At 71.6% G+C, this 26813-nt stretch carries 21 protein-coding genes; 10 read left to right on the top strand and 11 right to left on the bottom strand.

The annotated features are described in order from the left end of the window. Positions 1-76: 76 nt before the first annotated feature. Positions 77-1309 (top strand): 4-hydroxybenzoate 3-monooxygenase, encoded by a 1233-nt coding sequence (locus OG858_RS42760; RefSeq protein ID WP_319260052.1) that lies wholly within the window; start codon positions 77-79, stop codon positions 1307-1309. Positions 1310-1539: 230 nt separating this feature from the next. On the opposite strand, the gene OG858_RS42755 is transcribed toward OG858_RS42760, so the two are convergent. Both OG858_RS42755 and OG858_RS42750 read right to left on the bottom strand, forming a co-directional pair. Beyond that, positions 1540-4755 (bottom strand): amidohydrolase family protein, encoded by a 3216-nt coding sequence (locus OG858_RS42755; protein ID WP_319260049.1) that lies wholly within the window; start codon positions 4753-4755, stop codon positions 1540-1542. A gap of 234 nt (positions 4756-4989) precedes the next feature. Beyond that, positions 4990-5478, bottom strand: a complete 489-nt coding sequence (locus tag OG858_RS42750; protein WP_319065346.1) for a DUF6328 family protein — start codon at positions 5476-5478, stop codon at positions 4990-4992. Positions 5479-5624: 146 nt separating this feature from the next. Here OG858_RS42750 and OG858_RS42745 point away from each other — a divergent pair, with 146 nt between their 5' ends. Beyond that, positions 5625-7337, top strand: coding sequence for a cholesterol oxidase substrate-binding domain-containing protein (locus tag OG858_RS42745; RefSeq protein ID WP_319065348.1), 1713 nt, complete (start codon positions 5625-5627; stop codon positions 7335-7337). A gap of 110 nt (positions 7338-7447) precedes the next feature. On the opposite strand, the gene OG858_RS42740 is transcribed toward OG858_RS42745, so the two are convergent. After that, positions 7448-8266 carry a DUF1206 domain-containing protein gene (locus OG858_RS42740; protein ID WP_319065350.1) on the bottom strand — a complete coding sequence of 273 codons (819 nt, stop codon included), beginning with the start codon at positions 8264-8266 and terminating at the stop codon, positions 7448-7450. Then, the gene (locus OG858_RS42735; RefSeq protein WP_328543884.1) at positions 8266-8655 is read right to left on the bottom strand and encodes a hypothetical protein; all 390 of its coding nucleotides are present in this window, start codon (positions 8653-8655) and stop codon (positions 8266-8268) included. Before OG858_RS42735 ends, OG858_RS42740 begins: the two co-directional genes overlap by 1 nt. Positions 8656-8874: 219 nt before the next feature. Between OG858_RS42735 and OG858_RS42730 the strand changes: the two genes are divergently transcribed. The 5 genes from OG858_RS42730 to OG858_RS42710 all read left to right on the top strand — a co-directional run bounded on the left by OG858_RS42730 (position 8875) and on the right by OG858_RS42710 (position 13568). Next, positions 8875-9798, top strand: coding sequence for a MurR/RpiR family transcriptional regulator (locus tag OG858_RS42730; RefSeq protein ID WP_179201214.1), 924 nt, complete (start codon positions 8875-8877; stop codon positions 9796-9798). A 275-nt stretch (positions 9799-10073) separates the two neighbouring features. Then, positions 10074-10457, top strand: a complete 384-nt coding sequence (locus OG858_RS42725; RefSeq protein ID WP_037698395.1) for a hypothetical protein — start codon at positions 10074-10076, stop codon at positions 10455-10457. A gap of 107 nt (positions 10458-10564) precedes the next feature. Further along, positions 10565-10882, top strand: a complete 318-nt coding sequence (locus OG858_RS42720; protein ID WP_086750326.1) for a YkvA family protein — start codon at positions 10565-10567, stop codon at positions 10880-10882. A 40-nt stretch (positions 10883-10922) separates the two neighbouring features. Next, positions 10923-12323 (top strand): CAP domain-containing protein, encoded by a 1401-nt coding sequence (locus tag OG858_RS42715; protein WP_086750327.1) that lies wholly within the window; start codon positions 10923-10925, stop codon positions 12321-12323. Positions 12324-12452: 129 nt separating this feature from the next. Further along, complete coding sequence (locus OG858_RS42710; protein ID WP_319065353.1) at positions 12453-13568, top strand: serine hydrolase domain-containing protein; 1116 nt, start codon at positions 12453-12455, stop codon at positions 13566-13568. Between the two features lie 108 nt (positions 13569-13676). On the opposite strand, the gene OG858_RS42705 is transcribed toward OG858_RS42710, so the two are convergent. Further along, positions 13677-14555: an ANTAR domain-containing protein gene (locus OG858_RS42705; RefSeq protein WP_319260036.1), complete on the bottom strand. Its 879-nt coding sequence runs from the start codon at positions 14553-14555 to the stop codon at positions 13677-13679. A 103-nt stretch (positions 14556-14658) separates the two neighbouring features. Between OG858_RS42705 and OG858_RS42700 the strand changes: the two genes are divergently transcribed. Next, complete coding sequence (locus OG858_RS42700; RefSeq protein WP_319065355.1) at positions 14659-15318, top strand: nucleoside/nucleotide kinase family protein; 660 nt, start codon at positions 14659-14661, stop codon at positions 15316-15318. 50 nt (positions 15319-15368) lie between these two features. Here the strand turns inward: OG858_RS42700 and OG858_RS42695 are convergent, their stop codons facing one another. The 6 genes from OG858_RS42695 to OG858_RS42670 all read right to left on the bottom strand — a co-directional run bounded on the left by OG858_RS42695 (position 15369) and on the right by OG858_RS42670 (position 23644). Continuing rightward, complete coding sequence (locus OG858_RS42695; RefSeq protein WP_086749067.1) at positions 15369-17201, bottom strand: hypothetical protein; 1833 nt, start codon at positions 17199-17201, stop codon at positions 15369-15371. Positions 17202-17252: 51 nt separating this feature from the next. Then, positions 17253-18971, bottom strand: coding sequence for a hypothetical protein (locus tag OG858_RS42690; protein ID WP_319065356.1), 1719 nt, complete (start codon positions 18969-18971; stop codon positions 17253-17255). Between the two features lie 2 nt (positions 18972-18973). Then, a complete protein-coding gene (locus tag OG858_RS42685) occupies positions 18974-19876 on the bottom strand; it encodes a carbohydrate ABC transporter permease (protein WP_086750254.1) in 903 nt (300 codons plus the stop codon). Continuing rightward, the gene (locus OG858_RS42680) at positions 19873-20793 is read right to left on the bottom strand and encodes a carbohydrate ABC transporter permease (RefSeq protein WP_086750255.1); all 921 of its coding nucleotides are present in this window, start codon (positions 20791-20793) and stop codon (positions 19873-19875) included. Before OG858_RS42680 ends, OG858_RS42685 begins: the two co-directional genes overlap by 4 nt. Before the next feature lie 127 nt (positions 20794-20920). Next, positions 20921-22246: an ABC transporter substrate-binding protein gene (locus tag OG858_RS42675; RefSeq protein ID WP_086750256.1), complete on the bottom strand. Its 1326-nt coding sequence runs from the start codon at positions 22244-22246 to the stop codon at positions 20921-20923. A gap of 276 nt (positions 22247-22522) precedes the next feature. Then, positions 22523-23644 carry an ROK family protein gene (locus OG858_RS42670; protein ID WP_328543885.1) on the bottom strand — a complete coding sequence of 374 codons (1122 nt, stop codon included), beginning with the start codon at positions 23642-23644 and terminating at the stop codon, positions 22523-22525. A 242-nt stretch (positions 23645-23886) separates the two neighbouring features. On the opposite strand from OG858_RS42670, the gene OG858_RS42665 reads away from it, so the two are divergent. Together OG858_RS42665 and OG858_RS42660 are read left to right on the top strand one after the other, a co-directional pair. Next, positions 23887-24801 (top strand): BadF/BadG/BcrA/BcrD ATPase family protein, encoded by a 915-nt coding sequence (locus tag OG858_RS42665; RefSeq protein ID WP_327725789.1) that lies wholly within the window; start codon positions 23887-23889, stop codon positions 24799-24801. A 96-nt stretch (positions 24802-24897) separates the two neighbouring features. Then, positions 24898-26802: a phosphatase PAP2 family protein gene (locus OG858_RS42660; protein ID WP_086750259.1), complete on the top strand. Its 1905-nt coding sequence runs from the start codon at positions 24898-24900 to the stop codon at positions 26800-26802. Positions 26803-26813 lie beyond the last annotated feature (11 nt).

The raw sequence follows: 26813 nt of genomic DNA, 5'->3' as shown, positions 1-26813 counted from the left end.
GCCGCCCGCAGACTCCAACACCCCTGCCCCGCACGTCATTTGAAGCCGCTCGCACGGTGCCCGGCATAATGCTCGAATGACCACCCCCACCTCCCCGGCCTCCCCCTCGGGCCCTTCCGCGGCCGAGCGCACCCCGGTCGTCATCGTCGGTGCGGGACCCGCCGGGCTGACCGTCGGCAACATCCTGCGGGCCGCCTCCGTGGACTGCGTGGTGCTGGAGACCGAGAGCCGGGAGTTCATCGAGCGGCGGCCCCGGGCCGGGTTCCTGGAGGAGTGGGCGGTGCGTGCGCTGGAGCGGCGCGGGCTGGCCGACCGGCTCGTGGAACGGGCGCCGGTGCACACCGAGTTCGAGTTCCGCTTCGCCGGTGAGCGACGGCGGTTCCCGTACACGGAGATCACCGGGCACCACCACTACGTGTATCCGCAGCCGCTGCTGGTGACGGACCTGGTCAGGGAGTACGCGGACGTCCGGGGCGGCGACATCCGCTTCGGCGTGCGCGATGTCGAGCTGCACGACATCGACGGCGAGCAGCCGTCCGTGTCGTACGTGGATCCGGCGACGGGCGAACGCCGGCTTCTGCGCTGCGAGTTCATCGCCGGCTGCGACGGCGCGCGCGGCGTCACGCGGTCCGCGCTGCCCGCCGGGCGGGCCACGGTCGCCCGGCACGATCACGGGGTCGACTGGCTGGCGCTGCTCGCCGAGGCACCGCCGTCGTCCGACTGCGTGATCCTCGGTGTGCATCCCCGGGGCTTCGCCGGGCACATGGCGCGCAGCCCCGAGGTCACCCGCTACTACCTGGAGGTTCCGGCCGGCGACGACCCGGCGAACTGGCCGGACGAGCGGGTCTGGTCCGAGCTGCACGCCCGGCTGGCCGTACCCGGCACCAGGCCGCTCGCCGAGGGCCCGCTGGTCGAGAAGCGGGTGCTCGACATGCACAACTACGTCACCGAGCCGATGGCGTACGGCCGGCTGTACCTCGCGGGCGACGCGGCTCACCTCGTCGCGCCGATCGCCGCGAAGGGCATGAACCTCGCGCTGCACGACTCCCTGCTCCTCGCGGACGCCCTGATCGCCCACCTGGGCAAGGGCGACGACAGTGGGCTGCGCGGCTACTCGCAGGCCTGTCTGCGCAGGGTCTGGCACTACCAGGAGTTCTCGCAGTGGCTGGCGGAGCTGCTGCACGGGCCGTCGTCCGGCGACGCGTTCCGGGCGGGCGCCGCGACCGCCCGGCTCCGCCGCGTCCTCGACTCCCCCGCTGCCGCGTCCACCTTCGCGGAGCTGTTCATCGGCAAGGACACCGACCACTAGGGCGCTTCCGATGGCTCCTGGTCGGAGAGCATCCGGCCGATCGGCGCCGCGCGAGGTGACTCGTGAGGCACTGGCCGCCTCACCTGACTCGTCCGTAACCGCTCGCGAACGGCTTCAAGAGCCGTCAGAAACGGCCCAGGGGCGCGACACCAGGCACGGAGCCCCGGCCGCCTCGGGGCCCTCGGCCGGCAGTCGTCGACGCGAGGGCCCCGGATCCGGGCCGGTGTTCCTCAGTGATCGTGGTGGCAGCAGCCGTCCTGCCGCATCAGCCGGCCCACCTCCAGCCAGTCCTCCTCGGTACCGGCCGCCTTCGTGCGCGGCGCCGTGGGCCGGTACGCGGCCACCAGTTCCTCGGTGGTCCAAGGGGTTCCGCCCCGCAGGACCGACACCGTGCGGACGAGGTCGGCGAAGTCCGTGAAGGGGTCGCCGTCGACGACGGTCAGGTCCGCGAGCTTGCCCGTCTCGACCGTGCCGAGGTCGTCGTCGAGGCCGAAGAGCCGGGCCGGGAGGGCGGTCGCGGTGCGCAGGGTCTCGGCCGGCGTGAGCCCGCCGTCGTGCAGGGCGCGCAGGGCGAGGTGGAGGAAGAGGCCCACGGGGCCGAGCGGCTGGTCGGTGCCGAGGGCGATGACGCCGCCGGCCGCGAGGATCCGCCGGTAGATGTCGATCTCGGTGCGCAGCGCGGCGAGCTGGGCGGGCGTCGGCAAAATTCCCGCACCCTGCTGTACGAGGGCGGCGTCCCACGGCGGCATCACGACCGTGACCCGGGGGTCGTCGGCCAGGGACGGGTCGGCGCCCATGAGGGGCGCGGCCGTGAAGGGGGTGGCGATGAGGGAGAAGTCCACGCCCTCGCGGGTGTAGGTCTCCACCACGTCCTCGTACGCCCGCCCGCTCGCGGTGATGGCGTGGCCGAACTCGGCTCGCTGGGTGGCCTGCAGATGGGTCGTCAGGTCCTGTCCGAGCTGGACCCCCGGCGAGAGCAGGTGACCTCCCGTGCGGACGCCGAGACGTTCGTGGGCGAAGCTGGCGGCCTCGCTCATCACCCAACCGGGGGCCCGTACATAGGTCTTGACGAAGTCCCAGTCGAGCGCCTCGGCGCGCTCCAGTGTGCGGCGCAGGCCCGCCTTCGTCCGGTGGGCGCGCCCCATGCTGTAGGCGACCCGCGCGCCGTCGAGGAGTTCGCCGGTGGTGAGCAGCCGGGGTCCGGCGAGCCGCCCGGCGTTCACCTCCTCGCGGATACGGGCCTGTTCGTGGGCGAAACCGCCGAGGGAGACGGCGGTGGTGATGCCGTAGGTGAGCTGCCCGGCGGCCTGGCGGCCGCCGTAGGTGCTCTGCCAGGGGTGGGTGTGGGTGTCCCACAGGCCGGGGAGCACGGTGTGTGCGGAGGCGTCGACGCGGCGGAGGGCGGCCCGACGGTTGTTCCGGTGGGGTTCGACAGCGGTGATGCGGCCGCCGCGTACGACGATGTCGACGTCGTCGCGGACCGTCTCGCCGGTGCCGTCCCACAGGCGTCCGGCGTGGACGACGGTGTCGGCGGGTGTGGGCCGGGTGCGGTCTAGCGGCACCCGGACGGTCCGGGCGTGGTCGCCGGAGACGTCGATGAGGCGCAGGCGGGTGCCCGACTGGTAGAGAAGGGTCCTGGAGTCACCGGACCAGGTGGGGTGGTCGGCGGGTTCGGTGGTGAGGGTGCGCAGCTTCCCGCGGGGGGTGCCGTCCGGGGTCACCGGCAGCAGGCAGAGCGCGGACTCGACGATCACGGCCAGCAGGCGGCCGTCGGGCGACCAGACGGGCCCGGAGTCGTACCGGTCGGCGATCGAGGTGTGGGGCGCGACCGCGTGCAGCCGGTCGGCGCCGGTCCTGGCGTCGACGATCCGGATCAGGTTGTAGCCCTCGCGGAATCGGGCGCCGAGACGGTTGCGATCGCACAGCGCGAGGTACCGGCCGTCGGGCGACCAGCTCGGCCTGCCGGGGATCCCGCCCCCGCCGAGCGGCGCCACGAGGACGCGTTCCTCGCCGCTCGCCAGGTTCCGTACGACGAGCCGTCCGGCCATGTCGAGGCACGCGAGCCGCTGCCCGTCGGGCGAGAGCGCGGGCATGACCCGGCCGCCGCCGGCGAGGGCGGTCTCCTCGCCGGTGGCCGGATCGTGCCGGTACACACCGAGGAGGCCGTCGCGGTCGTCGGCGTAGACGAGGGACTTTCCGTCGCGCGCCCAGGAGGGCGCGAGGAGCCAGCGGGTGGGCGGCGACTTCCGTAGCATCCTCGGCGGGCGTCCACCCGAAGTACCGGCCAGCCAGAGTGAGTTGAGGGCGGCGAACGCGATGCTCCGGCCGTCGGGCGACAGCGCGGGCAGATGGATGCCCCGCGCGGGCCGCACACGTGCCTCCCCGAGGTCGTACTCCTTGATCCGGTAGCGCGGGCGGTCCACCGGGAGCACTCCCATGAAGGGGATCACTTCCGGCCGCGCGGGATCCTCGGGGCGTACGAGGGTGAACCGGCCGTCCAGCGTGAGCAGCAGCTCTCCTTCCGCCGTCCAGCGGGGCGGCACGGGTGCGACGTCGCCGTCGACCGGGACGGGCTCTCCGGCTACGACGAGGGTGCAGGAGCCGTTCGGGGCGGCGGTGGTGCGCAGGTACGCGAGGCGCCCGTCGGGGGCGAGGGCCGGGGTCATGACCTGGGCGGCGGCGGTCTCGGTGTGCTCGACGGTCACCGGTCCGGTGCCGTCGGCGGCCACGGCGGCGATGGTGCGGGACTCGGCGGACGGGGTGGTGCCCGTGGTGACGACCTTGGCGCGCACGAACAGCAGCCGGGTGCCGTCCGGCGACCAGGTGGGGTCGAAGTCCTCCCACGTGCCGTCCTGGAGGGGGCCGTCCTGGCCGGGGAGGCCGGTGACGCGGGTGACGTCGCCGGAGCCGAGGTCCAGGACGTGTACGCGGTAGGGGCATCCGTTGACGGGGCTGCCGGGGTCGCCGCCGCGTTCGGAGCCGAAGGCGAGCCGGGTGCCGTCGGGCGACCAGGCCGGGGCACGGTCGTCCCAGGGGCCGTCGGTGCGCTGCTTCAGCTCCGTGCCGTCGGGGCGCATGGTCCAGAGGTGGAAGCCGCCGCCCCGGTAGGCGCAGAAGGCGATGAGGTCGCCGGCCGGGGAGTACGTGGGCCGGTTGGGTTCGAGGCCGGCCGGGGTGAGGGGGACCGCCTTGCCGCCGCCGCGCGGCAGGGACCACAGGCCGCTCTGGATCTCGGCGATCAGCGTGTCGCCGCCGGTCGCGAGGGTCGCCGAGCCGTTGGTGGCCCGGGTGAAGGTGAGGGAGAGGCCGGGGGCGGCGGGCCGGGCGACGGCGGGGGCGGCCGCTCCGGCGGTGCCGAGGACCGCGGCGGCCCCGGTGGCCCCGGTGGCGGCGAGAAGTTGACGGCGGGTCAGGGGTGGGGTGCGGTGACTCTGGTCACGGTCCATGACACCGCACGCTTGCGCACCCCGCGGCTCACGGGCAACACCGCCATTCACGCCATCGGGGATGTCACCCGCCGGTGTGACGACGGTCGGTAGCGCTCGTCGGCGTGACGGAGTCCGGTGCCACTCCCCGGCGCGAAGGCGCCCGGCGCCACTCCCCGGCCCGAAGGCGCCCGGTGCCACTCCCCGGCCCGAAGGCGCCCGGTGCCTCAGTCCCCGCCGTGACCGCACCCGGTGTCAGTCGTCGGCGTGCCGGCGGCGGATCCACGTGGGCAGCACGAACCAGCACAGCAGGTACCAGAGGAGCACGCAGCCCACCAGCCAGGGCACGAACTCGTCGTGCGTGGCCACGCGCAGGACCAGCAGCAGCGCCGCCGTCATCGTGGCGAGGAGCAGGACCAGGCCGACGACGGTCAGCCGTGCGGCCCACTGCACGGCGGCGGGCTTGATGCGGCGTCCGGCGACGATCCGGTGGAAGGAGACGGGCCCGATGAGGGCGCCGGTGGCGGCGGCGCCGAGGACGACGGTGACGATGTAGATGGTCTTCTCGGTCTGCGGCAGGTCCTCGTAGCGCGGGGTGAACACGACGGTGAGCAGGAAGCCGAACAGGATCTGCACACCGGTCTGGGCGACCCGCACCTCCTGGATGAGTTCGCTCCAGCGGCGGTCGGCGCGCTCGTCCTCGGTCTCGTCCCGGCCTCGGTCCTCGCCCTGCACCTCGGTCACGCGTCCTCCCGGCTGGGTCGATGTTCCCTTCCCTCAATGGCGCTGTGCCCCCGATCGCCAAGCACACACCCCCTCGTTTCACTCTCACGAGTGAAACCAGTCGGCGTATCGGTCACTTGTGTTAATTTCGGCCTAGCGTGGCTGCGGTGACCGACTCCTCAGAAGCGTCCCGCCGTGGTTTCCTCCTCGGTGCCGCCGCGCTCGCCCTCACCCCCCAGTTCGTCCGCCAGGACCCGGCCGCCGCCGCGGCCGAGCTGCCCGGCTTCCCGGCGGACGTCGAGCTGTACCGGTCGGCGTACCGCAACTGGGGCGGGGAGATCACCGCGTCCGGACTGTGGGCGTGCGCGCCCGCCGACGCGGACCAGGTGGTGGCGGTCGTCAACTGGGCCCGACGGCAGGGCTGGACGGTCCGGGCGCGCGGCCTCTCCCACGGCTGGTCCCCGCTCACCATCACCCCCGGCACCGACTCCGGCGCACCTGTGATGCTCGTCGACACGACCGCCCACCTCACCGGTATGACACTTGAGTCCACCGGCCCGGCCGCCGTCCGCGTGGGCTCCGGCGCCACGCTGGAAGGGCTGCTGACCTTTCTGGAGGGCCACGGCCTCGGGGTGACGGCCTGCCCGGCGCCCGGGGACCTCTCGATCGGCGGCGCCCTGGCCGTCGACGCCCACGGCACGGCCGTACCGGCGGCCGGGGAGACACGGCTGCCCGGTCACACGTACGGCTCGCTCAGCAATCTCGTGCTGTCGCTGACGGCGGTGGTGTGGGACGCCGACAGCGACGCGTACGTACTGCGGACGTTCACACGGGACGACGCTGACGGTGCCGCGCTGCTCACCCATGCCGGGCGGGCGCTGGTCACGGAGTTCGTGCTGCGGGCGGGGGCGAACAGCAGTCTGCGCTGCCTCAGCCGGACCGACATTCCCGCCGGGGAGCTGTTCGCCCCGCCGGGCGGCGACGGGCGTACGTTCGCGAGCTTCCTGGACGAGGCGGGACGGCTGGAGGCGATCTGGTTCGCGTTCACCGAGTTCCCCTGGTTCAAGGTGTGGAGTGTCGAGCCGACCCGCCCACTCACCTCCCGGCGTGTGACCTCGCCGTACAACTATCCCTTCTCGGACAACGTGCCGACCGTCGTCGCCGACCTCGTCGGGCGGATGGTGTCCGACGCCGCCTGGTATCTGGCTCCGGTGCTGGGCGACGCCCAGCTGACCACGGCCTCGCTGGGACTGACGACCACGCTGTCGGCGGACATCTGGGGCCCGTCGAAGAACACGCTGCTGTATGTGAAGCCGACGACTCTGCGGGTGACGGCGAACGGGTACGCGGTCCTCACCTCACGGGACCAGGTACAGCGTGTGGTCTGCGAGTTCACCGCGTTCTACCGGGAGCGGCTCACCGCGTACGCGGCGCGGGGGCGCTTCCCGGTGAACGGCTCGGTGGAGATCCGGGTGACCGGTCTCGACGACCCGGCGGACGTCGGGGTGGCGGGGGCGCGTGCCCCGCTGCTGTCGGCGCTGCGGCCGCGCGCCGACCGGCCCGAGTGGGACACGGCCGTGTGGCTGGACGTGCTGACGCTGCCGGGGACACCGGATGCCGAGGCGTTCTTCCGGGAGCTGGAGCGGTTCCTGCTCACGACGTACGACGGCGGCCACGCCCTCACCCGGGTCGAGTGGTCCAAGGGCTGGGGTTACACGGACGAGGCCGCCTGGAGCGACGAGGAGGTGCTCGGCACCGTCGTACCGGAGTCCTTCGAGGACGGTGAAGGGCCGGGCTGGGACGACGCGGTGGAGATTTTGGACCGGCTCGATCCGCACCGGGTGTACGGGAACACCTTCCTCGACCGGCTGTTCCCGTAAGCGAATCCGGCGCCCGGCTCCCGTCGGCGGATCCCGCTCCCGGCTCCCGTCGGCGGATCCCGCTCCCGGCCGCGCACACCTCGTCCTCCGGCCGGGGCCTCACATGGGCCTCACACCTTGCGCCAGCGAGCCATGGCGAAGGAGAACAGCCCGAACAGCATCAGCCCGGCCGCCACGCAGGCGAGGAGCGCCGGACCGGCGGGGGTCTGGGCGAAGGAGCGAAGGGTGTCGTCGAGGCCCTTGGCCCGGTCCGGTTCGTACGCGATCGCGGCGCGCACCGCGAAGACACCCGCCATGGCGAACACCAGGCCGCGCGCGGCCCCGCCGCCCACGCCGGTGACGTCGACGAGTCGACGGGTGCGCCGGGACATCTCACCGAGCCGCAGGTGCTTGTGGTACGAGCGCATCACGGCCCGTACGCCGATCCACACGCCGGCGCCGATCACGCCGACGCCCGCCGCGCCCACGAGCCACTGGCCGCCGGGGAGTTCGAGGACCCGTGCCGTCACGTCCCTGGACTGCGCGTCGCTGGAACCGCCGCCGCTGCCCTCGCCGGCCGCGAAGGTCAGCACCGAGTAGGCGACGAAGGCGTAGAAGACGAAGCGCGCGGCGGACGCGAGCCTCTTGGTCCACTTGCGGCCGTCCGGACCCGCCGCGCCGAACACGGCCTCCGACAGCCGCCACAGCGCCATGCCCACCAGGCCGGTGCCCAGGGCCCACAGCATCACGGAGCCCAGCGGCTTCTCGGCGATCTCCGCCAGCGCGCCCTGGCGGTCCGCCTGCTCCGAGCTTCCGCCGAAGGCGATCTGCAGGGCCAGTGCCCCGACCAGCAGATAGATGACGCCACGCGCGGTCAGCCCGGCTCGCGCCGCACCCTCCGTCACCGAACCCCGCGCGGCACGCCCGCGCCCCACCCCCAGAGTCGTCATCAGCCGCGCCCCTCCCGCCCCTCGACCCGCAGCTGGAGCTGAACTTCCTGGTCACCGGCGTCCACGCCCACCTGGCGGACGCTGTACGCCTCCTCCAGGGCCTCCCGCAGCAGTCGCACGGCGGGCGGGCTGCCCTGCACCTCGACGGTGACGGGCGCGGAGGGCGGCTCGGGGTGTACCCCCGCGCCGGAGGGCACGGCGGCGGCCGTGTCGTACATGCCGGTCCACATCGTCGGCCGATCGGTGCCGGTCTCGTGCGGCGGATCGTCGGAACGCCGGTCCGTCTCGAAGTGGGCGCGCAGACAGGCGAAGACACGTTCGGCGTCCTGGGCCGAGCAGTCGCAGAGCACGACCTCGACCTGGGACACGGGCAGACTGGGCAGGGTCACGGGCCTTCTCCCTCGTGTGAGCGACACGGTGCGGGTACCCCGGGTACCCCCATGGTGTGCCCGAAACGGGGTTCTCGCAGGTCGCGTGAGAGGGCGCCCCGCCCACGGCACCGCCCGCCCCGCCCCGCCCCACGGCCCGGGGGCGTGAGTCGGTCCGCCCGGGGGCGCACGGGCCGTGGGCTATGTTTTGTGCTCGTGGGAGACGAAGGAGGCGCGCGGGTGCCATCGCCGCAGCAGGCACGTGCGCAGGCATCAGCGATCACGTCCGGGCGGACGGCCCCGGAGACCGAGCAGTCGCCCACGTCCCGGCTCAGGGAACTGTTCGACGGCCCCCGGCTCTCCCCCGGGCAGCGGCGGATCGCCCAGTACCTGATCGAGCACATCACCGAGGCCGCGTTCCTGTCGATCACGGATCTCGCGGAGCGGGTCGGCGTGAGCCAGCCCTCGGTGACCCGGTTCGCCGCGGCTGTCGGCTTCAGCGGCTACCCGGCACTGCGCGAGCGGCTTCAGTCCATCGCGCTCGCCACCCTCGGCAGCGCCCCGGGCATCTCCGCGGCGGACCGCAGCAACGAACTGCAGGCCGCCGTGGACGCCGAGATCGAGAACCTGGAGAACCTGCGGCGCGACTTCGCCGACCCCGACCAGGTGATCGAGATCGGTCGCGCCCTGTCCCACTCGGCGCCGCTGACCGTGCTGGGCCTGCGGATCTCCGGTGCGCTCGCCGAGTACTTCGCGTACGCCGCCCGCCGTATCCACCCCGATGTCCGGCTGGTGACGAAGGGCGGCACGGTCGCCTACGACGCCCTGCTGCAGTCCCGGGAGGCGGGCGGCACCTGGGTGCTGGTGTTCTCCATGCCCCGACACGCGCACGAGACGCTGACCGCGCTGCGCGTCGCGCAGGGTGCCGGGCTGAAAGTGGCCCTGGTCACCGACCTGGCGCTCGGGCCGCTCGCGGACGAGGCCGACGCCGTCTTCACCACCGGCACCGGCTCACGCCTGGTCTTCGACTCCTACGCCGCCCCCGTGATGATGTCCTCCGCCCTGCTCCAGGCCATGACCGATGCCGACCCCGAGCGCACCCAGGCCCGGCTGGAGGCGTACGAGCAGGTCTCCGAGCAGCATCAGTTCTTCCTCAGGGACTGATCCCGTTCTCCCCACATGCCAGGACAGCGGCGGATTCTTCCTCTCTTTCCCGGCATGAATTTTTCCATGCCCTTGCAAACTCATCGGTATATATAAATACTGCTCGCGGATCGTGCCCCGGGGAACTCCGGGTCACGTCGTCCACCCGGGTCCGTCCGCTCCTACCCGCCACGGCGCCCCGGGTGAGGCGGCCCCGGCCATCCCCTATGCCGGGGCCGCCCAGACTCCACACCCGCTGTACCCAATGGCGTCGATGCAAGACCGGAGCGTTGAACATGGCCCTCACCTCCTCGCCCATCCGCACGGACTGGCCGTGTCAGGTCAAGACACCCGGCAGTTACGACTGGGAGAGGTCCGCGGCCAAGTGGCTGCGTGAGCTGGTGCCGGCCCGATATGGCAGCTACCCGGCGATGATGCGCCATCCCGTACTGCTCGCCCGCCACGCCCAGATCCAGGTCCAGCACGAGATCCGGGTCGCCCGCACCGCCCTGCAGACCGCCCGCTCCGAGCTGCCCAGCCTCGGCATGTCCGAGTCGGTCATCGAGCACACCATCAAGATGTACGCCGCCGAGGTCATGCAGCTGAACCACATGGCCCGCTCCATCCGGGCCGTCAGCCGGGCCCTCGTGGACCACCAGCTCGCCCGCGCCTCGCACTGACCCTCCCGCGCTCCCCGCGCGCCGCGGTACACGGCGCCCCGGAAGGGAAGACGATGGGCAGGGCACAGGCCGGGCACACCGCCCGGCCCGACTGAGGGGCGGGACCGATGGATTCCTGGACATGGGCTGTGATCGCCGCGATCGCGCTGATCGCGGCCGCCGTCCTAGCAGTGGCCGTCTGGCTGCTCCTGCGGCTGGTACGCACCCGACGCGAACTGCACCGGGCCGGGCTCCCCACCGGCCCCAAGTGGGTCTTCTGGGGCGCCGTCCTCTATCTCGTCCTCCCTACCGACCTCGTGCCGGACCCGGTCTACCTGGACGACATCGGTGTCCTCCTCCTGGCCCTGAGGACGATGCGCTCCGGCCGTCAGGACGCCCTGGCCACCGAGCGGCAGGAAGGCACGGGAACCGCCCTGCGGGGGTGAGACGTTGTCGGACCGACGGTCACTGCGACGGACGGCATAGATGAGCGAGCTGGTATCCGGGGGCAATCTCCCCCTGCCGGGCGGCACCCTGACGATCAGGGTGCCGGGCCCCTTCGACGTGTCGGCCCTCGTCACCGACGACACGGGCAGGGTCCGGGGCGACGCCGACTTCGTCTTCTACAACCAGCCGACGGCACCGGGCGCCCGCCTGAGGGGCGAGACACTGACGGTGGACCCGTCCGCCCTGCGCCCCGGCGCGACCCGCCTCACCGTCGCCATCAGCCCGGCCGTCCCGGACACGCCGTTGGGCCACCTGCCCGCCCCGACGTTGCTCGTCACAGGCCCCGACGGCCGCACGATCGCCCGCTTCACCCCACCGAGGCCCGAGCGCGAGACCGTACTGCTGTTGGCGGAGCTGTACCGCAAGGGGCCCGGCTGGAAGCTACGAGCACTGGGGCAGGGCTACGCGGACGGGTTGGCCGGGGTCGCGAGGGACTTCGGTGTGGATGTGCTGGAGGACGCGCCCACGCATGCGCCCGCACCGGGATCCCGGTCGGCATCAGCGCCCCGAACGGGGCGCGGGGCCGTGACCTGTGCGGCTCCGCCGCGTGGGTACGACCAGCCCGCACCGGTCCGCACGGTACGCACAACCCCGTCGACACCCACCCCCGACGGCTTCCTCGGCCTGGTCAACTCCACCCGCGCCGCCGCGGGTTCCCCACCGGTCTCTCTCAATGCCCGACTGTCCGCCGCGGCCCGGGCCCACGCCACCGCGATGGCCGCCCAGGGCCGACTCGCCTCGGAGGGCGAGGACGGCGTCTCCGTCTACCAACGCGTCACCGCCACCGGCTACACCTACCTGACCATCGGCGAACACCTGGTCTCCGGCCCCCGCACCCCCGCCGAGTTCGTGGACTACTGCCTCTCCACCGAACAGGCCAGGCGGACTCTCAACGAACGGGCGTACAGCGAGACGGGCCTGGCACACATCACCGATCCCCGCTCGGGAACCGAGTTCTGGACGGCGCTCTGGGCCGGCCCCCTCTCCCCCGCCGGCCTCCGGCAGACCGCCGCCGAAGTCGTCACCCTCACCAACGCCGAACGAGCCGCCGCCGGCCTCCCCCCGCTCTCCTGCGACCCCCTCCTCACGAACGCCGCCCAGGCGCACAGCACCGACATGGTGGCGCGGGCCTTCTACGCGCACACCTCCCCCGACGGCGGCGAACCCTGGCACCGCGCGGCGGCGGCCGGCTCCACCCGGCGGTCCATCGGGGAGAACATCGCGTGCGGCCAGCGTTCAGCCGCCGAGGTCGTGCGCGGCTGGATGGACAGCCCCGGGCACCGGGCGAACATCCTCAAACCGGACTTCACCCATATAGGTGTCGGCTTCGCCGGCGGGGGCGCGGCCGGCACGTACTGGACCCAGCTCTTCGGCGGCTGAAACCGATCCGCCGCGACTGTCCCTCTTTCGAGTCGCTCAACTCGCCCCCGCACCGGGCTACTTGATTCTCCGTGATCACTCGACTCCAATGCACCTGTCGATGACGGAAAGCGACGGGAGACGAATCAGATGGTTTCGAGAACGGTGGGCACGGGCGTGGCCACGCTGGGCGCGGTCGTGTTGTCCCTCATGACGGTGCCCGCCCACGCGGCCCCGCAGGCGGGGCCCGACACGACCGGACTGCGAAAACTGCTGCGCACGGCGCTGTCGCAGGGAGCTCCGGGCGCGTTCGCGAGGATCGACGACAGCGGCACGGTGCATCATCTGGCGGAAGGTGTCGCGGACCGGTCCACCAAGCGGGCCCTCGGCACCGGGGACCGTATCCGCGTCGGCAGCGTCACCAAGACGTTCACGGCGGTGGTCCTGCTGCAGCTGGTCGACGAGGGAAAGATCAAGCTCGACACCTCTGTCGACACCTATCTGCCGGGGCTGCTGCCCGACAAGCGGATCACCGTGCGCCATGTGCTCAGCCACCGCAGCGGGCTGTACGACTACGCCAACACCCTCTTCTCCCCCAGCGTGTCGGGCTTCGAGAAGGTGCGGAACAAGGTCTACACCTACCGTCAGTTGATGGACCTGTCGCTGGCCGAGCCGCTCACCAACAAGCCGGGCGCGGTCTACTCGTACTCGAACGCCAACTTCGTGGTCGCGGGCATGCTCATCGAGAAGGTCACCAAGAAGCCGGTGGCCACCGCGTACCAGAACCGCGTCATCAAGCCGCTGAAGCTCGACGACACGTTCTACGTCCACCCGAAGAACACGATCCCCGGCAAGTACTCCCGTGGCTACATGACCGCCGACTCCGCCGGACGGAAGATCGACTCGACGCAGCAGACGACGTCGTGGGCGCAGAGCGCGGGTGCCCTGGTGTCCAGTGCCAAGGACCTGAACAAGTTCATGTCCGCGCTGGTGCAGGGGAAGCTCACCTCGGCCGCCCAGCTGAAGCAGATGCTGAAGTGGACGCCGGTGAACAGCACCCAGGCGTACGGGCTGGGGCTGCGCCGGCGTGATCTGTCGTGCGGGGTCTCGGTGTACGGGCACACGGGAACGGTGCAGGGCTACTACACCTGGGCGTTCACCTCGAAGAGCGGCAAGCGCAGTGTGACGTCGTTCGCCAACACGTCCAACAACGGCACGGTGTACGCGACCGTGAACCGCACGCTGGAGTCCACGTTCTGCGGCTGACGGCCGACGCCGGTCCGCACCCCGCACTCGCGTCTCAGCCCGTCCGGACGCCGGTGCGGGAGCTGTTCCGGCGCGGGGAGTCAGCGGGCCGGACAGGTGGGAGATCGGTCATCGGCGGCTGATGCTGCCGCCGCCGTGGGCCCGGCCGAGGGTGTGGAGGTGTTCCAGGGCGTCGAGCACGACGGTCCGGTCGTACCAGGACAGCCACTCGCCGGCTTCGGCGCCCACGACGGTCAACGCCTTGAGCTGGGCGCGTGTCAGACCCCGCAGCGGGCGTTCGAGATGGGCCGACACCATGCCGACGCACCGCCCGGAGGAGCTGGTCAGCGGCACGCTGTGGCAGGCGCGGCTGCCCGCGTGCAGGATCGCCGCCCGGGCGTCCTCGCTGAACACCGGGTCCGTCGCCACGTCCTGGACGGTCACCTGGGCGACGTCCCGCGCGGCCTTGGCGCAGGACGTACCCTCCTCGCCGACGTACGCGAAGAAGTCGACGAAGTCCTCCGTGTGTCCCGTGTGTCGCTCGATGCGCAGTCCGCCTTCGGCCCGGTCGACGATCTGTACGTTGCCCATGTCGGTGCCGACGACGGAGAGGGCCTGGCTGAGCACGGCGGTCAGGACCTCGCTCCGGTTGCCGCGTCCGACACGGAGGTTGCGTGCCTCCTCGAAGCTGAGCGTCGGCATCGCGTGCCGCGCCCGGCCGGGAAACCACAGGGCGCTCGGGCCGTCCGGACGCGGCACGCTCACCGCCGCCTCGGCCAGGGTGCGCAGCTTGACGTTGTACTGCTGCGAGGCCCGCTGGAGCAGCGCGAACGCGGTCTCGGCGTCCGGCAGGGCATAGCGCTCCCGCAGCATGCCCTGGGCCTGGGCGACCAGCGGCCGGCCCTCCGTCCGGTTGCGCAACTGCCGTACCTCCGCGCGCAGCCGTGTCAGTTCCTCCCGCACCGCCTCGCCCTCGCCGTGGGGCTCCGACCAGGACCTCTCTCTCATCCGGCACCTTCCGCCCTGCTCGCTCCGACCGACAGCACGGCTCGTCTGCCCGGTCTCGGCCCGAGTACGCCGGATACGCCGGATCGGGTCTACCGTCGTCCGTATGCCTGTGACCTTCGACGACCTGCTGCATCGGGCCGCCTCCCTCGCCCGCCCCGGCCGCCGGGCCCTTCTCGGTGTCGCCGGGAGCCCCGGTGCGGGGAAGACCACCCTGGCCGAGCGGTTGACCCGGGGCCTCAACGGCGACGGCGAGCCCTGGGTGGCCCATGTCCCCATGGACGGCTTCCACCTCGCCGACGTGGAACTCGACCGCCTCGGCCGCCGGGACAGGAAGGGCGCGCCGGACACGTTCGACGGCGCGGGCTACGCGGCCCTGCTGGAGAGGCTGCGCGGCGACGAGGACGACGTCGTGTACGCACCGGGATTCGAACGCACTCTGGAACAGCCCATCGCCGGCTCGATCCCGGTCCCGGCCACCGCCCGTCTGGTCGTCACGGAGGGGAACTACCTCCTCCTGGACCACGAGCCCTGGACCCGCGTCCGCTCCCACCTCGACGAGGTCTGGTTCTGCGACCTCGACGAGGCCGAGCGGGTACGCCGCCTCGTCGCCCGCCACGAGGAGTTCGGCAAGGGGCACGAAGAGGCGGTCGCCTGGGTCCTCGGCACGGACCAGCGCAACGCCGGCCTGGTGGCGGCGAGCAGACGTCGCGCGGACCTGGTGGTGCCGGCGTCGGCGATGCCGACGGTTCAGGCGTGGACATGAAGCAGCCCGACGTCGTCAGGAACGTCGGGCTGCTGGTCTGAGGCCGGTCCTCAGGCGCGGAGCGTCAGGGTCGGCTCGCCCCGCTCGTCGCCCGCCGGGTCACCGATCACGGCCGTGAACGCCTCCGTGCGCACCCTCAGGCCCTCCGGGGTGCGGGTGAAGCCGGGGTCGAAGACCTCTCCGGAGCCGCCGTAGCGCACGGCGAAGACGTTCAGGTCGTCCGGTGCGCCCGGTGCCGGTGTCGCTTCGATGGCCGTGGAGGCCACCAGGTGGGACCAGCCCTCGTCGGGGTTGCCGTAGCCGCGGGGGTCGGCGGCGAGGGCGAAGGCGGTGAGTTCCTGGGTGGTGTCGGCGCGGGCGTCGAAGAACTCCGGGCCCTCGGCGGACGGGTGGGTCAGCCACAGGTCACCGGCGGAGGCGACCTCGGCGTCCGCGATCCGGCGCAGGCCGTCGCCGTCGTCCGACAGGTACGGCAGTCCGGCCAGGAGGTAGGGCTCGCCCGGGAGGCGTTCGACGGCGACCGTGGTCCACAGGCGGGTGCCGTCGGTGACGTACAGGGACTGGACGTGGCGCAGGACGTGGTCGCGGGTGACGACCGGCTTGGTGACCAGCTTGGCCGCGAGACCGTCGGCCCGGACGTCCCGGACACGGGTCTCGCCCATGGGGCGGCAGAGCAGGAAGCCGTCGACGACCGGGCCGAAGCCGTGCTGGCGGTTGACGGCGGCCGGGAGGAAGTACGTCCCGTCCGCCTCGATCAGGGAGGCGGTCATCTTCGAGTCGAAGGCGACCGAGACCCCGCCCGCCCGCAGTTGGTGCCGCGCCGACTTGGTGGAGGGCGTGCGGTGCCAAGGGGTGGTGTCCTGCATCTGCCAGACCAGCATCCACGCGAAGTGGCCGTCGACACCGCCGTCCGGCTTGACCGCGTGCCGGCCCCAGCCGGTGTCGCCCCGGTAGCGGCCCAGGTCGGCGCCGATACGGTGACCGAAGTAGCGCAGACCGAGGACCGACTCGAAGCCGGAGTGCTGCTCGCTGTAGCGGGGGCCGCCGAAGTCGAAGCCTCCGTTGGTGAGGCGGGCGTCGAGGTAGCGGGCGACCTCCTCCCCGTCCTCGGCGAAGATCTCCTCGCCGCCGACCCGGTGGGCCTGGGCGAGGAAGGACAGGGAGATCGGGCCGTAGTTGTTGTCCCAGGCGCCGCCGTGCTCCGGCGGGAGCAGCGCGCCCCGGTCGTGTACCCGGTGGGCGCGGATCTCCTCGGCGTACAGGGCGATCGCGTCGGCGCGGAGCTTCTCCCCCTCCTCCGGCGGGAGGTGGCGGGCCAGCATCAGGCCGCCGACGACACAGCCGATGGCCTGGTTGCCGGCCTCCTGCGGGTTGAAGAAGGTCGCCTCGGTGAGCCAGCGCCAGTAGCCGCGGCTCACCCCCCGCAGGGCGGTGGTCCGTTCCTCGTCGAGGAGGCCGTCCGCGAGGTCGAGCAGGTTGACCGCCTGGAGCAGCGCCCACACCGTGCTCGGCCAGTCGCCGATGGGGTGGGCGCCGGGCGCCAGGGTGTAACGGGCGTACGGGAAACCTGAGTTGCGCACGCGCAGGTTCGGGTAGCCGGGGTTGTCGTCCGTGTAGACGCGCTCCCGGAGGTGGAAGTCCGTGCTGCGGCGGACGGCCTCCGGCAGGCGCGGGTCCTTGGTGCGGTGCCAGGCGAGGGCCAGCAGTGAGGTGATGCCGAGGGACGTGTCGCCGATGTCGTCGACACAGTCGGGGTGTTCGAGGTTGTCCTCGGGCGTGATGCGCGCGAGGGCCTGCTCGACGACGTCGGCGAGGACCGCGTCGTACGCCTCCGGAGTGTCCGGCAGGTCGTGCAGCGAACCGAGCTGGCGTGGGAGGTGCACGGGATCAATCCTTCATGCCTGGGGTGGCCATGACGTGGTTCGTCGAGCGAGTCACACGACGGGTGCGGGCCGGCGGGCGCGCAGTGCGACGGTCAGGGTGTGCGGGCCGAGTCCACCGATGTAGACATGGTTCCCGGTCGTTGCATCGGTGCCGCCCACCACCGTGTAGTCCTGACCCGGGTCGTACCGCAGTACGTCGCTCCGGTCCGGCCCGGCAAGCGGTTCGCCTGCCTCGATGTCGGCCTCGACCCGGATCTCGTCGTCGCCGACCCGGTAGGTCATCGGGCCGGTCGTCAGGCACCAGCGTCCGTCGCCGATCGGTACGGCGCCCGTCGGCACGCCGCCCGGCCGGAAGGTCAGTTCGAGGGCCCAGGGCACCCGTGGTCCGCTGATGTCGATCCGCAGGTCGGCACCGTCCTCCCGCAGGTCCACCTCGACGCGGGTCGTGTGCGAGACCTCGTCCCGAGGCCGGTCCGGGAAGGCCATCGAGGCGGAGAAGCGTCCGTCGTCCACCAGTCGGTAGACGCCGTCGTCCCGCCTCTCGTCCTTCGGGAGCGGCTGGTAGTAGGCGGCCGTGAGGGTCTGGGTGAGCCGGTACCGGTTGTCGGCGGACCGTTGCATGTCGGCGGCGCGGAACGGGCCCAGGTCGAAAAACCCCCGCGTCAGACGGACCGCGTCGAGGACGGCGTCGCCGGCGAACAGGCGCAGGAAGGTGGGGTTGCAGGCGAGGCCCGAGCGGATGCGCCGGTGCTCGGGCACGTCGGAGCCGCCGTACACCACCGTGTGCGCGGTGGCCGAGGCGCGGGCGGCGAGGCTTGCGGTGGTGAGGTACCGGTCACGCGGAAGGGTCTGCGCGGTCGGGGCCGGCAGGGCGCGGCACAGGTCCGGGGTGAGGAGGGTCTCGGCGAGCAGGTCGGGGTCGTCGATACCGCCGGCGGCCGCCAGCCGTGCCACCCGTGCGAAGTCGCCCCGGCCGGTGCGGATCGCGAGCAGCCGGTAGTGCGGCAGGTAGGGCGCCAGCGGGAACGGGTGGTACTGGTCCTGGCGTCGCGAGTGGACGGTCTCCACCGTGCCGTCCGGCCTGATCAGGTCCAGGGTCGTGGCGAGATTGCGTTCGACGGCGTACAGCAGGTCGGCGCGGCCGAGCACTTCGGCCAGCAGCAGCAGCGACGGGTTGGACACATGGGCCGCGTAGTTGGCGCTCCGTTCCGAGTACAGGCCCTCCGCGTCGATGTCGACGCCCTCGGCGAGCCACTGCTCGACGCGGTCGAGCAGCCGGTCGTCCGGGAACGACCGGTGCAGCCGGGCCAGCGCCGCGCACAGCTCCCAGCGGTGGTTCGGGGTGTGCACCCCACCCGTCAGGAGGCTGCCGGAGGCGGCGCCGGCGATCTCGGCGAGCGCGGCCGTGACGTCGCGCAGTTCCGGGCCCGCGTCGGCGGCGAGGACGTGCGCGTCGCACACGTCGTTGACGGTGAAGCCGGAGTCCGGCGGTGACTGCACGTTGTCGCCGCCGGCGAAGAGGCCGGTGGTGGTCTGCGCGGCCCGCAGGGCGCGGAGATGGGTCATCGCGGCGGCGACGGCCTGCCCGCTGCCGTGCAGTGCCGAGTCCGGGGAACGGTAGGCCGCGACCAGGGTCTTCACCCGCCGCGCCAGACCACGGTGTGGCACACCGGCGGGTTCCTCGTCGGGGCGGGCCGCGAGCGGGGCGGCCTGCCGGTCGGCGGCGCGGGCCGCCGACCGGACGAACTCGTGGTCGAGCGGGGTGGGCAAGGTCAGTCCTTCAGTCCGGCGTTGATGTCGGCGTTCATGACGTACTTCTGGAACACCAGGAAGACGACGATCAGCGGGACCATGGAGATGACCGATCCGCCGAGCAGCACCGACCAGTTGATGTTCTGCGCGCCGACGAGGCTCTGGATGCCGATCTGCACGGTGAACTTCTCGGGGTCGTTCAGCATCAGCAGCGGCCAGATGTAGTCGTTCCAGCGCCACTGGAACGACAGGATGGCGAGCGTCAGCATGATGGGCCGAGAGAGCGGCACCATGATCCGCAGGAAGATCGAGAGCTCTTTCGCGCCGTCGATGCGGGCGGCCTCGATGAGTTCGTCGGGGACCGTCAGGAAGAACTGGCGGAACATGAAGCAGCCGGTCGCGGTGAGCAGGGCCGGGAGGATGATGCCGGAGAGCGAGTTGTAGAAGCCTAGGTCGCGGACCACCAGGAACAGCGGGGCGAGCATGACCTCGGCCGGCAGCATCGTGGTGGCCAGGATGCAGAGGAAGAAGGCCTTGAGCCACTTGTTGTCGTACTTGGCCAGCGCGTACCCGGTGCAGCAGCTGACACCCACCGTGAGGATCGTCGCGATCAGACACACGATGATCGTGTTGATGAAGTACCCGGAGAAGTTGGCGCTCGCCCACGCTTCCTTGTAACCCGACACGGTGGGGTCGTCCGGGAACACCGTCAGCGGAAGGGAGAACAGGTCTCCCGCCGGCTTGAAGGAGCTGAGGACGAACCACAGCACCGGAATCCCGTAGAGGGCCGCCAGGACCCACAGCAGAGTGGTCGGGGCGATCGCGCGCCGAAGCCCTCCGGTTGCCGAGCCACGGGGCCTCTTCTTGGAGACGGCGCGTACGGAGTCGGCGTCGACCTTGCGCGGCATGTCTGTGGTTGTCATCGGTTCTCCACCCGCCGGTTGACCATCATCTGAATGATCGCGACGGCCATCAGGATGAGCATGAGCACGAACGACGCGGCGCTCGCGTAGCCGATCTGGCCCGACTTGAACCCCGTCTGGTAGATGTACTGGACAAGCAGGTTGTTCGACGTTCCGGGTCCACCGTTGTTGAGGGAGGCGAACACCGCGTACTCCTTCATCGCGTGGATCGTGTTGAGCAGGATGACGATGAAGGACGTGGGAGCGATGCTCGGCAGGGTGATGCTGATGAACTGGCGCCACGGACCGGCGCCGTCGAGCGCCGCCGCCTCGTAGTACGACGTCGGTACGTTCTTGATCGCCGCGATGAACAGCAGCATGGAGAAGCCCGTCCAGGCCCAGGCCGCCGCCACCACGACCACGAGCAGTGACAGGTCCGCGTTCGACTGCCAGGGAACGGCGCTTCCGCCGACCTTCTCTATGAAGTAGTTGACCAGTCCGAAGTTCTCACCGAACAGCCACCGCCACAGGACACCCACGATGATGGGCGACAGCAGCCACGGGATGAAGAAGAAGATGCGGGCGACCGACGTGCCCTTGGCGTGCTTGCTCACCAGCACGTTGGCGATGAGCAGCGACAACACGAAGTTCAGCGGGACGAAGAGCACGGTGTACAGCAGCGTGCGGGTCGTCGCGGAGTAGAAGGTCGAGTCCCCGAGCAGCTTCTGGTAGTTGTCCAGTCCGACGAACTGGAACGCCCCCACGCCCGTGTAGTTCGTGAAGGAGTAGACGAGCCCGATCACCGCCGGCCAGACGAAGAACAGCGCGAAGAGCACGACGTTGCCCGAGATGAGGACGAGCGGGGCGAGGGTGTACTTGCTTCGTCTCCTGGGCGGGCTCACGGACACGTCCGAAGCGTCCGGGGCGCGTTTTGTCATCTTCCTGACTCCGTGCTGGTGGATTGGATCCTGGGGCTCAGGCCATGAGCCCGGCATCACGTGGGTGGGGTCCGCGGTCCCGGGCGGCGGTGTCTCGACCCCGCCGCCCGGGACTACCGGCCTGTGATCAGCCGCCGACCTGCTGGTTGTAGCCGTCCACGATGTTCTGCAGGGCCTTGTCGGCCGACTGCTCGCCGTTGATCGCCTTGCCGAGCTCCGCCTTGGTCGGGTCGTCGGCGAGGCTCTTGCCCTTCAGCACCCAGTTCGTCTGCGCGCCGCTGAAGTAGCCGGAGATCGGGTCGTAGAGCGGGATGGACTCGTTGTAGAGCTTGAACGCCGCCTGCGCCGCCTCGGACTTGAAGGGGTACTTCGGGCTCAGACCGCTCTCGACCGGCAGGAAGCCGGAGGCCTCGCACAGCGCCTGGTAGTGGTCGGGCTCGTACAGCCAGGACAGGAACTTCTGCGCGGCGGCTGCCGCGTCGGCGTTGTTGTTGAAGCCGACCGTCATGCCGCCACTGTTGACGTCGCTGGCCTGCACAGGCTGGGCGGGGGTCGGGACGCTCGCCCACTCGAACTTCGTGATGCTCTCCGCGTAGGCGGCGACCTGCCACACGCCGGACCAGTAGGCGACGACGTCACCGCTCTGGAACATGGCCGACGGGTCGGCGCCGCTGGTCCACACCGACTTCGGCATGGTCTTGTCGTCGTTCCATCCGACGAAGGTGTTCACGGCCTTCTTGGTCGCGGCGTCCACCGAGAACTTGCCGGAGTCGTCGGCGTGGACGTACTTCCCGCCCATCTCGTACACCATGGCGCGCAGCCGGGACGGCGACTGGTCGAAGGTCAGGGAGTACTTGGCCTTGGTCTTCTCCCGGACCTTGTCGGCCGCCTTGATGAACTCGGTCCAGGTCCAGGTCTTGTCGGGCGAGGTCGGGTAGTCGACGCCGGCCTTCTCGAAGAGCGACTTGTTGATGAACATGCCGGACGCGGTGACGTCCGAGGGGATGGACAGCACCTTCCCGGACGAGTCCTTGGCGACGAAGTTGGCGTTGATCTTGTTCGTCTTGTTGTTGGCGATGTCGCTGAGGTCGATCAGCTTGTTCGACCAGATCGGGTCGAGCGCCGGCACGGCCGCCACGTCGGGCAGCGAGTTCGCCTGCGCGGAGTTGCGCAGCTTCGTCGCGTAGCCGTCGTAGGGGATGTTGACCAGCTTGACCTTGACGCCGGTCTCCTTCTCGTACTGCGCCACCATCTTCTTCCAGCCCGCGTCCTGCCCCGGAACCGTGGAGATCCAGAACGTCAGCGACTTGGAGGTACCGCCCGAGTCGGATTCCCCTCCTCCGCAGGCGGAGAGCAGCAGGGCGGCCGCCGAGACACCGGCAGCGAGGGGAACCATGCGGCGCATACCGCCGCGGCCGAGTCGGCTTGAGCGCCGCACACCCACAGTGGTCATCTTCGATCCCTTTTTTTCGGTAGGGGACGGAGCACGGCGCCGACCGAGGCGGCACGGGTGCATTTTGCAGGAAGGCTGCTTTCCGGGGGGCACGGCCTCGCCCGGCCGCGTCGTCCACGCGGGGCGGGATCCCCGGCCGTCTGGCCGTCACCGTCACGGGCACGCCCTCGTGCGGTTGCCGTACGTCGAGTACGGGCGGGAGGCTCGCCCCAAGCCGGCGTCCCGGCCGACTTAGAAAGCGCTTGTCCGGACATTGGCAGATGCCGGTGGAGTCCGTCAATGCTTCACCGCCGCGCCTCCGGTCACGGTTTGGATTCCCCGGGCCACGGCCAGCCGACTGGCCCCCACGACGGTGCCGCTGTCGCCGAGCGCGCTGCTCACGACCTCGGTGGGCCAGCTCAGCCGGGCCAGTTCGGCCCGTACGCCGGGCAGCAGCCGGGGCTTGGAGCCGACGGCGCCGCCCAGCACGATCAGGCCGGGGTCCAGGACCGCGGTCGCCGCGGCGGCCAGTCTGCCCACGTCGGCGGCGTGTCGGCCGACGACGGCGCAGGCCGTGGCGTGTCCGGCGTCGGCCAGCGCGAACAGCCCGTCGACGGTGTCGGGGCACGGGTCGTCCAGGCCCTGCCAGGCGCCCACCGCCCGGCGCAGCAGCGAACCCGCCCCTATGTGCGCCTCCAGGCCCTCGTGGCGCGGTTCCCGGTCGGCGTCCCACGGGTAGGGCAGCCGGGCCACCTCACCGGCGGCGCCGTTCGCGCCGCGCAGCACCTGGCCGCCGATGACGACACCGAGACCGATGCCGACGCCGATCCGCAGATAGCCGAAGGTGTCCCGGCCCCGGGCGGCGCCCTCGTGCAGCTCGGCCAGCGCGGCGCAGTTCACGTTGTTCTCGACGTGGACGGGCACTCCGGGCGGGAGCGCCACGGTCAGGGCGTCGAAGATGGGGCCCGCCTTGGCGGTGGCGGGGCGCACGGCCGCGCCCTCCCGGCCCTGGGTGGTGACATCGCCCACGGCGACGACGATGGCGCGCAGCGGCGCGCCGGCCGACAGCCCCGCGAGGGCGTCCGCGACCACGTCGACGGTGTCCGCCCGCAGGCCGGTGCCCTCGGCGAGCAGGGTGCCGTCCAGGGCGCAGACCCGGACCCGGGTGACGCTGGGTCCGAGGTCGACGGCGAGTACGGCGCCGGCGGCGAGTCCGAGGTCGTACACGGCCGCCGACCTGCCGGTTCCGCCGTTGAGGGTGCCGGAGCGGGCGGCGAGACCGGCGGCCTCCAGCTCCGCCACGGCGGTGGAGACGGTCGGCTTGGAAAGCCGTGCCCCGGTGGCCAGTTGGGGGCGAGTGGCGGTGCTCGACGCGGCCAGTACGGCGAAGACAGCGCGGGCGCTCTCGCTCAGTTGCATGCTCTCCCCAGTCGTACCGCGATCATCCGGCCGCACGGTCGTGCGGTATCCGGGTCCGAACCCTTGACGCACTCTAATTCGTTAGTTAATTTCCTAACGAAGTCAAGCGGTACTCGCCTGCCGCACCAGCAGAGGCCCGTCCCGGGGCTTCCCTAGCACCCCCCACAGACCCTGTGTGTCCAGGCACGGTTTCGCCCAGCCGTCGCTGCGCCCTCGCAACGCAACGACGAAAGAAGCCTTACGTGCAGGACTCACGGCCCGTCGCGGTCGGTATCGACGTGGGCGGCACCAAGACCCATCTCCGTGCTGTCGCGGGGACGGACTCCGTCGCCGATCACATCCGTACGAGCCGCGGCTGGCGGCCGCACGACCCGGCGGCCGCGACCACATGGCTGGCCACGCTGGTCGGGGAGGTGCTGCCCGCGCACACCCGCCCGTCCGCCGTGGCCGTCGGCGCCCATGCCTGCGAGACACCCCGGCAGTGCGAGGGGATACGTCTCGCACTCCAGGAACGGCTTCAGGTGCCGTGCCTGGTGGTGGGGGACGCCGAGCTGCTCGCACCCGCCGCCGGTTTCGACAGGGGGGTGGGCCTGGTCGCGGGCACCGGTTCGGTGGCCGTCGGCCGGTCCGTCGACGGCACCTCGGTGCAGGTCGGCGGCTGGGGGGCGGTTCTCGGCGACGAGGGCGGCGCCGCCGGTCTCGTCCGCGAGGCGGCCCGTGCCGTCTGGGCGGCGCACGACCGGGGCGAGGCGCCCGACGCGCTCGCCGACCGGCTCGTCGCCGCCTTCGCGGTGAGCGAGGTCCCGGCTCTCGGCGGGGCTCTGGAGGCGGCCACGGACGTGTCCGCCGACTGGGGCCGGCACGCGCCCGTGGTGTTCGAGGCCGCCGAGGAGGGATCTCTCCTCGCCCACCGGGTGATCGCCGAAGGAGCCCGCGCGCTCGCCTCGCTCGTGGCACGGCTCGCCGCCCGCGGGGTCGCCGTGGACGACGTGGTGGTGGCCGGCGGGACGATCCTCTCCAGACCCGCCCTGTACTCCGCATTCGCCGAAGCACTCCTGGACGCTGTACCGTCCGCGCGACCGCATGTGCTCCAAGTGCCTCCGGTCGAAGGGGCGTTGGCACTCTCACGTACTCTCCTCCGACCGGTCACCCGCTGATCACCGTCCGGTCACCGACCGGACATCGACCGGTCATTCGTCAACCTCACGCTCAGCCCGCACCCGATCATCACCTCGCGAAAGGAGCGGCGCTCCATGCCGTCATCTGCCGGGCACCACGCTCTCAACCGCCGCGTCTTCCTCAGGAACTCCCTCGGCGTCTCGGCCGGCCTGATCGCCGCTCCGACCCTCGCGAACCTGTGGCAGGCCCCCGAGGCCAAGGCCGCCACCGCGTTCGCCGCGTTCGTCGACGACTACACGACCAACATCACTGCGAACCAGACCGCCGAGACCAACGCCGTGGTCCGCGCGCTCGGCGGCTTCGCCGAGATCTGGAAGACGGGTGGCGCCTGGAACACCGGCACCCCGCTGCTGCCGGAGATCCTGCGCGACAACATGCGCTACTGCGCGCGCCTCACCGGCCGCCGTACGGAGGCGCAGGCCCGCGAGGCGTTCGTCCACGACCGGCAGCACCAGAGCTACGCCATGATCGGCGCACTCGGCCCGCTGGCCGGGCTGTACCGCTCGGGCGCCAAGGCGGTCACCTCGATCACCGAAGCCCCCGACGGCATCCCGGCCGGCAAGATCAACGACGCCGTGCCCGCCGGCGCACCCGCCGGCTCCGCGCTGGGCGCCGGCTCGTACGACTCGGACCTCGGCCAGGTGGCCCGGCTCGTCGACACCGTGCGCGGCCCGTTCGCCTCGGGCAACCCCGCCAAGTTCACGTTCCAGTACCCGCGTCCGTGGCGGATGAACGAGGACAGCGAGGTCGTCGACACCGGCAGGACGGACGAGCTCGGGTTCCCCGTCTACGACTCCGACGTCGTCGTCGTGAAGCAGCTGCTGCGGCAGCGCGGCGAGAACCCGGCCGAGGACGGCGGTTTCCCCAGCGGCCACACCAACGCCTTCCACCTGGCGGCGCTGGCGTTCGCGTACGCGGTCCCGGAGCGCTTCCAGGAGATCGTGACCCGCGCCTTCGAGCTGAGCCACACCCGGATCATGTCCGGCATGCACTCCACGGTCGACGTCCTCGGTGGCCGGGTCATGGCCACCGCGCTGGCCGCCGCCGCGCTCGCCGACCCGAAGAACGCCGCGCTCAAGGCCGCCGCGCGCAAGCAGGCCGCCGAGTACTTCCAGGCTGAGACCGGCACCAACGCCGACACACTGTTCGCCTACGCGCACTCGGACGCCGACGACCGGTACGCCGACCGCCTGGCCAACGCCCGTGTGGTCGAGCCCAAGCTGACGTACGTGCTGCGCCGGCGCGGCGGTGCCGAGGGGCTCACCGTGCCGAAGGGCGCCGAGGTCCTGCTGGAGACGCGCCTGCCGTACCTCGACGCGGCGCAGCGACGCGAGGTGCTGCGCACGACGGCGCTGCCGTCCGGGTACGTCCTGCTGGACGGCTGGGAGCAGTGGGGCCGGCTCAACCTGTTCGCGGCGGCCGACGGCTATGGCGTCTTCGACTCGGATGTCACCGTCACGCTGGACGCCGCGCTCGGCGGCTTCGACGCGGCCGACACCTGGCGCAACGACATCGACGGCTCGGGGGGTCTCGTCAAGCGGGGCAGCGGTTCACTCACCCTGACCGGCGCCAACCGGTACAAGGGCGACACCGTGGTGGAGGCCGGCGTCCTCGCGGCGGGCTCGCCGGAGGCCTTCGGCCGCGGTGACCTGCGGGTGAAGGGCGGCACGCTGGCCACGGGCGACCACACCGTCCGTATACGCGGCGACTACACGCAGGCCGGTGTCCTCGACGTGACCCTGGACCGGGGCACCGACCCGGCCCTCGCGGTGGACAGGCGCGCGGTCCTGGAGCGGGGCAGCAAGCTGGTGGTCCGCTTCGACGCCGAGCAGACCCCGCGTTCCGGCGACACGGTGGCGGTCGTCGAGGCGCGGTCCCTGCAGGGCCGGTTCGCCGAGGTCTCCGTGGCCGTCGAGGGCTGGACGGCCGAGCAGGTCTTCACGGCGCACGGTGTGTCGGTCCGCCTGCGGAAGAATTAACTTCCCTCGCC

This window comes from Streptomyces europaeiscabiei (assembly GCF_036346855.1).
Lineage (GTDB): Bacteria > Actinomycetota > Actinomycetes > Streptomycetales > Streptomycetaceae > Streptomyces > Streptomyces europaeiscabiei.
The sequence above is the reverse complement of the archived record's forward strand: the minus strand, read 5'-3'. Positions and strand labels throughout refer to the sequence as shown.

Coding starts and splice junctions, on each gene's coding strand:
- OG858_RS42660 (WP_086750259.1), top strand. CDS start 24,898: ATGCCGTCATCTGCCGGGCACCACGCTCTCAACCGCCGCGTCTTCCTC.
- OG858_RS42700 (WP_319065355.1), top strand. CDS start 14,659: ATGCCTGTGACCTTCGACGACCTGCTGCATCGGGCCGCCTCCCTCGCC.
- OG858_RS42720 (WP_086750326.1), top strand. CDS start 10,565: ATGGATTCCTGGACATGGGCTGTGATCGCCGCGATCGCGCTGATCGCG.
- OG858_RS42685 (WP_086750254.1), bottom strand. CDS start 19,876: ATGACAACCACAGACATGCCGCGCAAGGTCGACGCCGACTCCGTACGC.
- OG858_RS42670 (WP_328543885.1), bottom strand. CDS start 23,644: ATGCAACTGAGCGAGAGCGCCCGCGCTGTCTTCGCCGTACTGGCCGCG.
- OG858_RS42705 (WP_319260036.1), bottom strand. CDS start 14,555: ATGAGAGAGAGGTCCTGGTCGGAGCCCCACGGCGAGGGCGAGGCGGTG.
- OG858_RS42710 (WP_319065353.1), top strand. CDS start 12,453: ATGGTTTCGAGAACGGTGGGCACGGGCGTGGCCACGCTGGGCGCGGTC.
- OG858_RS42740 (WP_319065350.1), bottom strand. CDS start 8,266: ATGACGACTCTGGGGGTGGGGCGCGGGCGTGCCGCGCGGGGTTCGGTG.
- OG858_RS42760 (WP_319260052.1), top strand. CDS start 77: ATGACCACCCCCACCTCCCCGGCCTCCCCCTCGGGCCCTTCCGCGGCC.
- OG858_RS42725 (WP_037698395.1), top strand. CDS start 10,074: ATGGCCCTCACCTCCTCGCCCATCCGCACGGACTGGCCGTGTCAGGTC.
- OG858_RS42675 (WP_086750256.1), bottom strand. CDS start 22,246: ATGACCACTGTGGGTGTGCGGCGCTCAAGCCGACTCGGCCGCGGCGGT.
- OG858_RS42715 (WP_086750327.1), top strand. CDS start 10,923: ATGAGCGAGCTGGTATCCGGGGGCAATCTCCCCCTGCCGGGCGGCACC.
- OG858_RS42680 (WP_086750255.1), bottom strand. CDS start 20,793: ATGACAAAACGCGCCCCGGACGCTTCGGACGTGTCCGTGAGCCCGCCC.
- OG858_RS42755 (WP_319260049.1), bottom strand. CDS start 4,755: ATGGACCGTGACCAGAGTCACCGCACCCCACCCCTGACCCGCCGTCAA.